Source organism: Uruburuella testudinis (assembly GCF_022870865.1).
Classification (GTDB): domain Bacteria; phylum Pseudomonadota; class Gammaproteobacteria; order Burkholderiales; family Neisseriaceae; genus Neisseria; species Neisseria testudinis.
This window is the reverse complement of record NZ_CP091508.1, coordinates 2,500,175-2,511,895: the sequence shown is the minus strand read 5'-3', so window position 1 is coordinate 2,511,895 and position 11,721 is coordinate 2,500,175. Positions and strand designations below refer to the sequence as shown.

Sequence of the window (11,721 nt, the reverse complement as noted above, 5' to 3'; positions counted from 1 at the left end):
CAGGCTGTATCTGATTCGTGAAAATGGTTCTTAGCGAAAGAAGAACCCGATTACAATCAGCCTAATCGTTCAGACGGCCTGATTATTGTCTGAAAGCAACAAGGACACTTATGAAACCCCTTTCTCTGGCCGTGGTCGGCCATACCAATACCGGTAAAACTTCGCTCTTGCGCACCTTGTTGCGCGACAGCCAATTCGGCGAAGTGAAAAACGCTGCCGCCACCACCCGTCATGTAGAAGAAGCGGCCATCGGCGACGGCAGCCAAACGCTGGTGTATCTTTATGATACCCCCGGTTTGGAAGATGCCGGCGGCGTGCTCGACTGGTTGGAAGCCAACACTTCCGGCCGTTCAGACGGCATCGAGCGCTTGCAGCAATTTCTTGCCAGCCCTGAAGCCGAAGGCGATTTTAATCAGGAAGCCAAAGTGTTGCGCCAACTGCTGCAAAGCGATATGGCGCTGTATGTGATAGATGCCCGCGAGCCGGTGCTCAACAAATACAAAGACGAATTGACCGTATTGTCGTGGTGCGCCAAGCCGGTGATGCCGGTGTTTAACTTTATCGGCGGTCAAGACCTGACCGAATGGACCACCATGCTGGCGCGGCGCACCTTGCATGTTTACAGCGGATTCGATACCGTAGCCTTTGATTTTGAAGGAGAAATTCGCCTGTGGGAAAATCTCGCCACCATGCTGCCCGAACGTGAAATGCTCGACCGCCTGATTGGCATGCGCCGGCGCGAATGGCAGAATTTAGACAGCAGCGCCCGCCGCGATATTGCCCATTTTCTTTTGGATGTGGCCGCCTACCGGCAAGAAATCGATGAAGACGACAACCCCGAGCCGGTGCTGCAAACCATGCAGGCTTCTGTGCGCCAATTGGAGCGGCAGCTGCAACAGCAGTTGTTTCAGCACTACCGCTTTTACCACAGCGAAATCGACAGTGGCGAATGGGTGTTGAAAGACTTCCGCCAAGACCCGTTCGACAGCGAATTATTAAAAGAATACGGCATCCGCACCACCACCGGCGCGGCCACCGGGGCATTAATCGGCTTGGGTGTGGACATGGTGACGCTCGGCGGCTCGCTCGGTTTGGGCACGGCCATCGGCGGCGTACTCGGCGGTGTGTTGCCGAATATGCAGACCATCTCCGACAAACTTTCCGGCAGGCAGACCTTACATATCGATCCCGAAACCCTCACCCTTTTAGCCGCCCGCGCCCTCGACCTGCTCGGCGCCCTGCAAAAACGCGGGCATGCCGCACAGGCCGATATTCAAATGCAAAGCGGCCAAACCCCTTGGCAGCCGGCCAAACTGCCCGCTGAATTAAACAAAGCCCGCAGCCAGTATAAATGGTCGTCACTCAACACCCATCAGCCCGAACAAAGCCGCCGTGAGCGCGCAGAAGCGGCGGCCGGGCTGATAAAACGGTTGGGATAACTGCTGGGGGCATTCGGGCCGGTATGGTTGGCATAAGATTATCGGCAGATTAAAAAATCATCAAAAAATGTTCGTTTTGAAACTAAACTACAAATAAAGTTGCAAAAACAACACTGAGAAGAAATAAAATGAAAAAACATATTGACGCAAATGTTGGGTTTTGGCATAATTCGTTCATTAGTTGGTTTTGAGTAACCAGTTAATAGTTTCTCCTCTATTTCTCCTTTGTAGACTTGGCACACATTCCAACGAATGTGTGCATTTTTTTTGCTTGAATAAAGTGTTGTATTGTTTCAAGCGCTGCATTCATCGAAATCAGCTTATTCCCATTCACAAAAGCCAGCTGACGGGCTCGAAGAGGCGCTGTTTCACTCAGGTGTTGAGGCGTCGGGTCTGCCGGTTTCTTATTGGTTGTATTGTCTTCGGCCCGCCGATTGGTTAGCTTGTTTTTGTCAATGGGTATTGGCGGGAACAAGCCCTCTAAAGGCACGGGCAACACAAGCAGATGATTTTGACGAATTGATATCAGGCCGTCTGAACGTTTTCAGATGGCCTCTCGTATCTATGCCGAGGTATTTCTGAGTATCCAGAATGATTCAGCTTTTTGTAAGAAAAGTGCTGATGCAGGATGAGAAACGCAGCAAGATATCCAATCTTACTGCGTTTTTTGCCTGGCATCTGCATTTTCAGGAACAAAAATCCCTCCATAAACGAATGGTCAGGACACCCTAGGGTATCCTGACCATTCGATTTACGGGTGCTTTTTGCCCCTGAAAATGCATCTGCTGCGTTAAAAAGCCTCGCAAGATGTCCAATCTTGCTGCGTTTTTTGCCTGGCATCTGCATTTTCAGGAACAAAAATCCCCTCATAAACGAATGGTCAGGACACCCTAGCCCAAATCCAGCAGCATTTCTTCTTTCACTTCTTCCATCACCACATAGCTGCGGCTTTCTGCGGCGGCGGGCAGTTGCAGCAGAATATTGCCGAGCATGTCGCGGTAGGCCGACATATCGGGCAGGCGCACTTTAATCAAGTAGTCGTATTCGCCCGATACCAGATGGCATTCCATAATCTGCGGAATCATTGCCACTTCGCGGCGGAAGTCTTCAAAAATATTGCCGGATTTCGAGCGCAATTTGATTTCTACGAAGACCAGCAGGCTTTGCCCCAACGCGTGGGGGTTGAGGCGGGCATGATAGCCGCTGATGATGCCTTCACGCTCCAAACGGCGTACCCGTTCGGTGACCGGCGTGGTGGAAAGCCCCACTTTTTCAGCCAGCTCGGTCATCGGCATACGTGCTTTTTGTTGCAGCAGTTTTAAGATTTTACGGTCGGTTTTGTCGAGATTTTTCATCCGATTAATCACTTTCATTCTGATATTTTTCAAGATAATAATATTATTTTTTATAAAAATAAAGTGAAAAAAACCATATGGATTTTATTAAACTGTGTTCTTTCACTATCAATAATAAAACAAGAGGAAGAATATGGAGATTATTGTATTGGGCGCCGGGGTGGCGGGGGTTTCAACTGCCTGGTATCTGGCCGAAGCAGGGCACCGGGTTACCGTGATTGACCGTGCCGCTTCGGTGGCGGTAGAAACCAGCTTTGCCAATGCCGGCCAGCTTTCCTACGGCTATACCACGCCTTGGGCGGCGCCGGGCATTCCCCAAAAAGCGGCCAAATGGCTGATGAGGCCGCATTCGCCGCTGATTTTCAAGCCCGACGGCAGCTTGTTTCAATTGCGTTGGCTGCGGCAGATGCTGGCCAATTGCAACCCTGCCAGCTACCACTTAAACAAAGAACGGATGGTGCGGGTATCGGAATACAGCCGGGAAATGTTCCGCCGCCTCGAAGCGCAAACCGGGTTGGCGTTTGAAGGCCGCCATCAAGGCACGTTGCAGATTTTCCGTACCCATCACGAAGTGGCGGCGGCACAAAAAGATATGCAGGTGCTGGATGAATACGGCGTGCCTTACCGCTTGCTGGAGCCGGCCGACGTTTCGCAATATGAGCCGGCGTTGGCGGACGTTGCGCACAAGCTGGCCGGTGCGCTGTATCTGCCCAACGACGGCACCGGCGACTGCCATTTGTTTACCCGCAATCTGGCCGCCTTATGTGTGGAAAAAGGCGTGGTGTTTGAGTTTAACCGCAGCATCGAGTGTTTTGAACACAGCGGCGGCAAAATCAGCGCAGTGTGGGCGGGCGGCCAACGATTTGAGGCCGACCGCTACGTCTGCGCTTTGGGCAGTTTCAGCCGCCCGGCAATGGCGGAATTGGGGCTGGATTTGCCGGTATATCCGGTGAAAGGTTATTCGCTCACCATTCCGATTACTCATAGCGCCGCCGCGCCGGTGTCGACCGTTATCGATGAAACCTACAAAGTGGCGCTGACCCGCTTCGACAACCGCATCCGTGTAGGCGGTATGGCTGAATTGTCGGGCTATCATATCCATTTAAGCCCCAAGCGGCGCGAAACTTTGGAATTGGTGGTCAACGATTTGTATCCGCAAGGCGGCGATTTGGGCAGAGCCGAATTCTGGAGCGGCCTGCGGCCGATGACGCCCGACAGCACGCCGATTATCGGCGCCACCCGCTTTGAAAATCTGTTTATGAATACCGGCCACGGCACGCTCGGCTGGACCATGTCGCTCGGTTCGGGCAGGCTGGCAGCTGATTTAGCGGCCGGCGCCGTGCCTGAAATTCGTTATGATGATTTGGCTTTGTCGCGTTATATACGCTGAAAAAGGCCGTCTGAAAGCCTGTTTTCAGACGGCCTCACCTATCAGGGCAGCCTTGTATTGCTGTGTCATAATCTGTTCGCAAAAATAACCTAACGGCTGCCGTATGTGTACGGCCTCCGGCCCGCCGCCTTGTTGGCTTACTTTTATAAATCGGTATCAGGCTTGAGTGCAGGTTTGGCAGTATTGTCATCATGTAAAAATCCACCCACTTGCCGGCTCAGGCTTTCAGACGGCCTCAAGAACCGCTTAAGGCCGTCTGAAAGCCTGTGTACGTTTACAAAATGAAGTTGAACGGCTAAAGGTTGTTTTTTTATAAACGGCTATGATTTGAAAAGCCCGCCAATCGGCCTATAATCCGCCATACATACACAAATTTTTGCTGCAAAGGAAAGCCATGCGACCGCTCAATGCCCAAATCCGCCTCGACCATCTGCGCCACAATTACCAAACCCTCAAGCAAATCCATGGCGGCAAGCTGTTGGCGGTGGTGAAAGCCAATGCCTACGGTCATGGCGCGGTGCGGTGTGCGCATGCGCTGGCCGATATGGCCGACGGCTTTGCCGTGGCCTGTATTGAAGAGGCGGTTGAGTTGCGCGAACACGGCATCAGCCAGCCGATTGTGCTGCTGGCCGGGGTGTTTGATGCGGCCGAATATGCGTTGGTGGAGCGTTACCGGCTGTGGCCGGCGGTGGGCAGCCAGTGGCAGCTCGAAGCCCTGATTGCCCATCGGTGGCAGCAGCCGGTGGATGTATGGCTGAAAATGGATTCGGGCATGCACCGCAGCGGCTTTTTTCCGCACAACTATGCCGCCGCCTATACCGCGCTCAAGCAAAGCCGCAACGTGGGCAATATCGTAAAATTCAGCCATTTTTCCAGCGCCGATGAAGCCGACAGCGGCATGACCGAAATGCAGTTGGAAGCGTTCGACCTCGGCTGCGAGGGGCTGCCCGGCGAAGAGAGCTTGGCCAATTCTGCCGCCATGCTGGCTTGCCCGGCCGCCCGCCGTGATTGGGGCAGGGCGGGTATTGCGCTATATGGCATCAGCCCGTTTGGCGGTATCGACGAGCGTTTGCGCCCGGTGATGCGTCTGAGCACCCGAGTATTCGGCGAACGCGTATTGCAGCCGCATTCGCCCATCGGCTACGGTGCCGCGTTTTACACCAAAAAATCTACCCGCGTCGGCCTGATTGCCTGCGGCTATGCCGACGGCTACCCGCGCCGCGCCGCCACCGATACGCCGGTGGCTATCGGCGGCAGCCGCAGCCGCATCATCGGCCGTGTGTCGATGGACATGATTACCATCGAGCTGGATGCTTCGCAACAAGGCATCGGCGATGAAGTCGAGCTGTGGGGCGACACGGTGAATACCAACGAAGTGGCCGCCGCCGCCGGCACGATTGCTTATGAGCTGTTGTGTAACGTCAAACGCGCTAAATTTACATATTTTGACTAAAATGCTTGGCAAAAGCAGTAATTAAGGCTATAAATAAGCATGAAATGCCAAACAAGGCCGTCTGAATGGTGAGCCGGTCAAACCATTCAGACGGCCTCGATTTTATTGACCAAACAAGAATACCCATGAGCGAAACCCAATCCCTAAGCTTGGCCAAACAATTAATTGCCGAGCCGTCGGTTACCCCTGACGATCAAAACTGCCAAGCCATTCTTGCCGAACGGTTGCAAAACATCGGCTTCAGCATCGAAACCCTGCATTTCGGCCGCACCAAAAACATTTGGGCGCGGCGCGGCAGCGAAGCGCCGTTGTTGTGTTTTGCCGGCCATACCGATGTTGTGCCCAGCGGCCCTTTGGAAAAATGGGATTCGCCGCCGTTTGAGCCCACCGAGCGCGAGGGGCGCTTGTATGGGCGCGGCGCGGCAGATATGAAAACCAGCATTGCCTGTTTCGTCACCGCCTGCGAGCGCTTTATTGCCGCACATCCCGACCACCAAGGCAGCATTGCGCTGCTGATTACCTCTGATGAAGAAGGCGATGCAGACGACGGCACCACCAAAGTGGTTGATGTACTCAAAGCGCGCGGCGAAACCATTGATTACTGCATTGTCGGCGAGCCGACCGCTGTCGATACGCTTGGCGACACCATCAAAAACGGCCGCCGCGGTTCGCTTTCCGGCAACCTCACCGTGAAGGGCAAGCAAGGCCATATCGCCTATCCGCATCTGGCCGTCAACCCGGTGCACACATTCGCGCCTGCGCTGGCCGAGCTGGCGGCAACCGAGTGGGATAACGGCAACGAATATTTTCCGCCCACCGGCTTTCAAGTCTCCAATATCAACGGCGGCACCGGCGCCACCAACGTGATTCCCGGTGCGCTGAACGTGAAATTCAACTTCCGTTTTTCTACCGAGTCTACCGACATCGGCCTCAAACAGCGCGTGCACGATATTCTCGACAAACACGGCATTACCTATGATATCGAATGGCAATGTTCCGGCCAGCCCTTTCTTACCTCCGCAGGCCGGCTCACCGAAGTGGCGCAAGCTGCGATTCGGCAGGTGTGCGGCGTGGAGGCGCAACTGTCGACCAGCGGCGGCACTTCCGACGGCCGCTTCATCAAAGCCGTGGCCGCCGAGCTGATAGAATTGGGGCCGAGCAATGCGAGCATCCACCAGATTAACGAAAACGTGTTGCTCGAAGATATTCCCAAGCTTTCAGCAATTTATGAAGAGATGATGCGGCAATTATTGTGAGGCCGGCGCCGAAATAACGAAACCAATATTTTCAAGCGAGAGAAATATTTTGAAAAAGCCGCAGGCCGTCTGAAAACAGATTCAATCAAGCAAGAAAGCAGAAACATCATGAACCTGAAAAACCGCCATTTTTTAAAGCTCCTGGATTTCACCCCTGCCGAAATCCACTATCTGCTCGATTTGTCGGCAGAATTGAAAGCCGCCAAAAAAACCGGCCGCGAAGTGCAGCAGCTCAAAGGCAAAAATATTGCGCTGATTTTTGAGAAAACCTCCACCCGCACCCGCTGCGCATTTGAAGTGGCCGCCATGGATCAGGGCGCAGGCGTTACCTACCTCGAGCCGACCGGCAGCCAGATCGGCCATAAAGAAAGCATCAAAGACACCGCCCGCGTGCTCGGCCGCATGTATGACGGCATCGAATACCGCGGCTTCGGCCAGCAAATCGTCGAAGAGCTGGCCGAATACGCCGGCGTGCCCGTATTTAACGGCCTCACCAACGAATTCCACCCCACCCAAATGCTGGCCGATGTGCTCACCATGCGCGAGCACAGCGACAAACCCCTGCATGAAATCGCCTATGCCTATGTGGGCGACGCCCGCTCCAATATGGGCAACTCGCTGCTGCTGATCGGCGCGCTGCTGGGCATGGATGTGCGCATCGGCGCCCCCAAGCATTTGTGGCCGTCTGAAAACCTGGTTGCCAAAGCCCGCGAATTGGCCCAAACCAGCGGCGCACGCGTGTTGCTGACCGACAATCCGCAGCAAGCCGTTGCCGGTGCCGATTATATCCATACCGATGTTTGGGTCAGCATGGGCGAGCCCGAAGCCGCCTGGCAGGAGCGCATCGACCTGCTCCGCCCCTTCCGCGTTACCCCGGCGCTGATGGCCGCATCCGGCAACCCGCAAGTCAAATTCATGCACTGCCTGCCCGCCTTTCACAACCGCGAAACCACGGTGGGCGAGTGGATTTACCAAACCTTCGGCCTCGATGGCGTAGAAGTGACTGAAGACGTGTTTGAAAGCGAAGCCTCGATTGTGTTCGACCAGGCCGAAAACCGCATGCACACCATCAAAGCCGTGTTGGTGGCTTTGTTGGCTTAAATCAAAACATCGGGCAGTTGCCGATATTGAGGCCGTCTGAAAGTGTTATATTTTCAGACGGCCTTTTGTCATTTCAACAGGAAACCACAACATGAACATCCGCACCGTCGCAACCCTCATCTGCCTGTTTGCCCTGAGCGCCTGCAACAGCGCTCGCGATAACACCACTACCCTGCGCGACCGCCTTGCCGAAGCCGAGACCGCCGTGCGGCTTTCCGCCGAAAACACCAAGCGCCTAGAAAACACCTATTCCGATATTTATTTCGAGCTCAACAGCCTCACGGTAGACAACTTCAAAGCCAAAGTGGCTGCGGGCGATAGCTTTTATGCCTATATCGGCCGCCCGAGCTGCGGCGACTGCAACGCTTTTGAGCCGATGTTTAAGCGCTATATCCAAAGCCGCAAACTGCAAGACAAAATTTATTTTGTCAACGTGCATCGTCTGCATCAAGACAAAGCCGCATGGGCAGCCTTCAAACAGCAATACCGCCTCAGCGGCACCCCTGTGCTGGCCAAATACAGCCGCGGCCGCCAAATCAACAAACTTGATTTTGAAGACAACGGCGGCATCAGCGCCGAAGATTTGGAAAAATGGCTGGCGCAAAACCGCCTGTGATGCCTGTTTGCGAAATCAGCCGGCGGCATACATGATGATTTCATCATTTCAATTGCCCGGTTGGCACGGTATGATGAAAATGAAGTTGTTTCTCTATATAATAATCTTTTGCCGATTAACTCAGGCCGTCTGAAAAACGTTCAGACGGCCTTGAAAGAATATTGATGAAATATAACGATTTGCGTGATTTTGTTCAAAAGCTGGAGCAGGAAGGCAAGCTCAAGCGCATTACTTTGCCGGTGTCGCCGTATTTGGAAATGACGGAAATTGCCGACCGCGTATTGCGCGCCGAAGGGCCGGCGTTGCTGTTTGAACATCCGGTACGCGCCGACGGCAGCCGCTATGATTATCCGGTGCTGGCCAATCTGTTCGGCACGCCCGAGCGGGTGGCGATGGGCATGGGGGCAGACAGCATTGCCCAATTGCGCGAAATCGGCAAAACGCTGGCTTATCTGAAAGAGCCGGAGCCGCCGAAAGGCCTGAAAGATGCATTTGCCAAGCTGCCGCTGCTGAAAGATATTTGGAGCATGGCGCCGCATGTGGTTAAAAAAGCACCGTGCCAGCAAATTGTATGGGAAGGCGATGAGGTGGATTTGGAAAAACTGCCGATTCAGCATTGCTGGCCGGAAGACGTTGCGCCCTTGGTTACCTGGGGCTTGACGGTTACGCGCGGGCCGCACAAAAAACGCCAGAATCTGGGCATTTACCGGCAGCAGCTTATCGGCAAAAACAAGCTGATTATGCGTTGGCTGGCTCATCGCGGCGGTGCGTTGGATTTTCAGGCGCATAAAAAAGCCCATCCCGGCGTGCCTTATCCGGTGGCAGTGGTGCTGGGCTGCGACCCGGCCACGATTTTGGGCGCGGTAACACCGGTGCCGGACACCTTGAGCGAATACCAGTTTGCCGGTTTGCTGCGCGGCTCGCGCACCGAGTTGGTGAAATGTATCGGCAACGATCTGCACGTGCCGGCACGGGCGGAAATTGTGCTCGAAGGGGTGATTCATCCCGATGAAACCGCGCTGGAAGGCCCTTATGGCGACCACACCGGCTACTATAACGAGCAGGATTATTTTCCGGTGTTTACGGTTGAACGCATCACCATGCGCGAAAACCCGATTTACCACAGCACCTACACCGGCAAACCGCCAGATGAACCGGCCGTGCTCGGCGTGGCGCTGAATGAGGTGTTTGTGCCGCTGCTGCAAAAGCAGTTTCCCGAAATCATTGATTTTTATTTGCCGCCGGAAGGTTGTTCATACCGTATGGCGGTGGTCAGCATCAAAAAACAGTATGCCGGCCATGCCAAGCGGGTGATGATGGGCTGCTGGAGCTTTTTGCGCCAGTTTATGTATACCAAGTTTATCGTGGTGGTGGATGATGATGTGGATTGCCGCGATTGGAAAGAAGTGATTTGGGCGATTACCACCCGCATGGATCCGGTGCGCGATACCGTGCTGGTGGAAAACACACCGATTGATTATCTCGATTTTGCCAGCCCGGTCAGCGGCTTGGGTGGAAAAATGGGCTTAGATGCCACCAATAAATGGCCGGGCGAAACCGACCGCGAATGGGGCAGGGTGATTGAGCGCGACGCAGCCACCGCGGCTAAAGTAGATACCTTGTGGCAGCAATTGGGATTGTAGGTTGCCGTTTGCCTCAGGCCGTCTGAAAGATTTTCAGACGGCCTTTCTTATTGATTATCCTGAAAAATCTATACCTGATGGGTATCAATGTATATTTATTCCATATTAGACAGATAGCCAAGTATCCGCCTACGCTTGTCACACTTGCATCATACCCATTCACAAAATAACCTAACGGCGTTGGCTCGCCTTGCCGTACTAGCTGTACTGTCTTCGGCTCGCCGCCTTGTTAGCTTACTTTTGTGAATGGGTATCACAACAATCATGAGGAGGGTAGGGTGGATCATTTTTTGTACAAACTGGGTAAAATTCCCGGGGCTTTGATGATTTTGCCGTTGTTTGCCGGGGCGCTGATCAATACTTTTGCCCCGCAGATACTCAATATCGGCAGTTTTACCACGGCGCTGTTTAAAAACGGCGTGCCGGTGTTGATCGGCTTGTTTTTTATGTGCATCGGATCGCAAATCCGGCTCAGGGCGGCGCTGCCTGCGGTAGAAAAGGGTTTAGGGTGTCCTGACAATTCATATATCATCATCTTTTTTGCGCTAAAAGCACATCTGCTGCGTTAAAAAGCCTCGCAAGATACCCAATCTTGCTGCGTTTTTTGCCTTGCATCTGTGCTTTTATCACAAAAAATCTGAATAATTCTGAATGGTCAGGACACCCTAGTGTTGTTATTGGCAAAATATCTGGTAGCGGTGGCAATAGGCTTGGGCATAGCATTTTTGATGCCGCAAGGCACATTGTGGGGTTTGTTGCCGCTGGCGGTTATTGCGGCCATGTCTAATTCAAACGGTTCGCTGTATGTGGCATTGGCCGGCCAGTTTGGCAATAAAACCGATCGCGGCGCAATTTCGATATTGTCGTTAAACGACGGCCCGTTTCTGACCATGGTGGCATTGGGCACGGCGGGGCTGGCCGATTTGCCTTTAATCGCATTGCTGGCAGCGGTTTTCCCGATTATTTTGGGCTTTATTTTAGGCAACAGCAGCCGTTTGGTGCGTGTGTTTTTAGCACCGGGCGAAAAGTTGATTATTCCATTTGCGGCTTTTGCCATCGGCGCCGGCATTAATCTTTCGGTATTGTTCACATCGGGCGCAGTAGGGATTGTGTTGGGCTTGATGACGGTATTATTGTCCGGCGGCGCGGCAATGCTGTTTTTGTATGCATGGTATACCTTGCGCAAACGTCCGCGCCCTGCCCGCAATATCTTGGCCGGTGCCTGCGAATCGGCGGTGGCGGGCAATGCGATTGCCACCCCCGCCGCCATTGCCATGGTTGACCCCCGTTTTTTAAGCATTCAGGATGCGGCCACTGCACAGATTGCCACAGCGGTGGTGGTGACCGCCTTTGTCAGCCCGTTTTTAGTGGCTTATGTAAACCGTTGGCAGCTTCGGCGCGGCATCAGCCCCGAATATGAAGAACGTTATTTACAGGGCCGCCATTCGGATTTGCCGGATTGAGGGTG

The 11,721-nt window shown here is 53.6% G+C and carries 11 protein-coding genes; 9 read left to right on the top strand and 2 right to left on the bottom strand.

All coding sequences use genetic code 11. The features are described 5' to 3' along the window. Positions 1-110 precede the first annotated feature (110 nt). A complete protein-coding gene (locus LVJ83_RS11520) occupies positions 111-1,439 on the top strand; it encodes a DUF3482 domain-containing protein (RefSeq protein WP_244784777.1) in 1,329 nt (442 codons plus the stop codon). Positions 1,440-1,964: 525 nt separating this feature from the next. Here LVJ83_RS11520 and LVJ83_RS11515 read toward each other — a convergent pair. Together LVJ83_RS11515 and LVJ83_RS11510 are read right to left on the bottom strand one after the other, a co-directional pair. Next, positions 1,965-2,309: a hypothetical protein gene (locus tag LVJ83_RS11515; protein WP_244784775.1), complete on the bottom strand. Its 345-nt coding sequence runs from the start codon at positions 2,307-2,309 to the stop codon at positions 1,965-1,967. 20 nt (positions 2,310-2,329) lie between these two features. Continuing rightward, positions 2,330-2,794: an Lrp/AsnC ligand binding domain-containing protein gene (locus LVJ83_RS11510; RefSeq protein WP_280515238.1), complete on the bottom strand. Its 465-nt coding sequence runs from the start codon at positions 2,792-2,794 to the stop codon at positions 2,330-2,332. Positions 2,795-2,927: 133 nt separating this feature from the next. Between LVJ83_RS11510 and LVJ83_RS11505 the strand changes: the two genes are divergently transcribed. From LVJ83_RS11505 to LVJ83_RS11470, 8 genes are all read left to right on the top strand, one after another. Next, the gene (locus tag LVJ83_RS11505) at positions 2,928-4,184 is read left to right on the top strand and encodes a D-amino acid dehydrogenase (RefSeq protein WP_244784771.1); all 1,257 of its coding nucleotides are present in this window, start codon (positions 2,928-2,930) and stop codon (positions 4,182-4,184) included. Between the two features lie 394 nt (positions 4,185-4,578). Next, complete coding sequence (gene alr, locus LVJ83_RS11500) at positions 4,579-5,637, top strand: alanine racemase (RefSeq protein ID WP_244784769.1); 1,059 nt, start codon at positions 4,579-4,581, stop codon at positions 5,635-5,637. 125 nt (positions 5,638-5,762) lie between these two features. Further along, the gene (gene dapE / locus LVJ83_RS11495; RefSeq protein ID WP_244784767.1) at positions 5,763-6,893 is read left to right on the top strand and encodes a succinyl-diaminopimelate desuccinylase; all 1,131 of its coding nucleotides are present in this window, start codon (positions 5,763-5,765) and stop codon (positions 6,891-6,893) included. A gap of 108 nt (positions 6,894-7,001) precedes the next feature. After that, on the top strand, positions 7,002-7,994 hold the full coding sequence (locus LVJ83_RS11490) for an ornithine carbamoyltransferase (protein ID WP_244784765.1): 993 nt from the start codon (positions 7,002-7,004) through the stop codon (positions 7,992-7,994). A 91-nt stretch (positions 7,995-8,085) separates the two neighbouring features. After that, the gene (locus LVJ83_RS11485) at positions 8,086-8,610 is read left to right on the top strand and encodes a thioredoxin family protein (protein WP_244784763.1); all 525 of its coding nucleotides are present in this window, start codon (positions 8,086-8,088) and stop codon (positions 8,608-8,610) included. A 164-nt stretch (positions 8,611-8,774) separates the two neighbouring features. Then, positions 8,775-10,253, top strand: a complete 1,479-nt coding sequence (gene ubiD, locus LVJ83_RS11480) for a 4-hydroxy-3-polyprenylbenzoate decarboxylase (protein WP_244784762.1) — start codon at positions 8,775-8,777, stop codon at positions 10,251-10,253. Positions 10,254-10,531: 278 nt separating this feature from the next. Further along, positions 10,532-10,822: a 2-keto-3-deoxygluconate permease gene (locus tag LVJ83_RS11475; RefSeq protein ID WP_244784759.1), complete on the top strand. Its 291-nt coding sequence runs from the start codon at positions 10,532-10,534 to the stop codon at positions 10,820-10,822. A 99-nt stretch (positions 10,823-10,921) separates the two neighbouring features. Next, positions 10,922-11,716, top strand: coding sequence for a 2-keto-3-deoxygluconate permease (locus LVJ83_RS11470; protein ID WP_244784758.1), 795 nt, complete (start codon positions 10,922-10,924; stop codon positions 11,714-11,716). Positions 11,717-11,721 lie beyond the last annotated feature (5 nt).

Excerpts from the sequence above, each read along its gene's own strand:
- LVJ83_RS11515 (WP_244784775.1), bottom strand. The coding sequence starts at position 2,309 with ATGAGGGGATTTTTGTTCCTGAAAATGCAGATGCCAGGCAAAAAACGC.
- ubiD (WP_244784762.1), top strand. The coding sequence starts at position 8,775 with ATGAAATATAACGATTTGCGTGATTTTGTTCAAAAGCTGGAGCAGGAA.
- LVJ83_RS11490 (WP_244784765.1), top strand. The coding sequence starts at position 7,002 with ATGAACCTGAAAAACCGCCATTTTTTAAAGCTCCTGGATTTCACCCCT.
- LVJ83_RS11520 (WP_244784777.1), top strand. The coding sequence starts at position 111 with ATGAAACCCCTTTCTCTGGCCGTGGTCGGCCATACCAATACCGGTAAA.
- LVJ83_RS11505 (WP_244784771.1), top strand. The coding sequence starts at position 2,928 with ATGGAGATTATTGTATTGGGCGCCGGGGTGGCGGGGGTTTCAACTGCC.
- alr (WP_244784769.1), top strand. The coding sequence starts at position 4,579 with ATGCGACCGCTCAATGCCCAAATCCGCCTCGACCATCTGCGCCACAAT.
- LVJ83_RS11485 (WP_244784763.1), top strand. The coding sequence starts at position 8,086 with ATGAACATCCGCACCGTCGCAACCCTCATCTGCCTGTTTGCCCTGAGC.
- LVJ83_RS11510 (WP_280515238.1), bottom strand. The coding sequence starts at position 2,794 with ATGAAAAATCTCGACAAAACCGACCGTAAAATCTTAAAACTGCTGCAA.
- dapE (WP_244784767.1), top strand. The coding sequence starts at position 5,763 with ATGAGCGAAACCCAATCCCTAAGCTTGGCCAAACAATTAATTGCCGAG.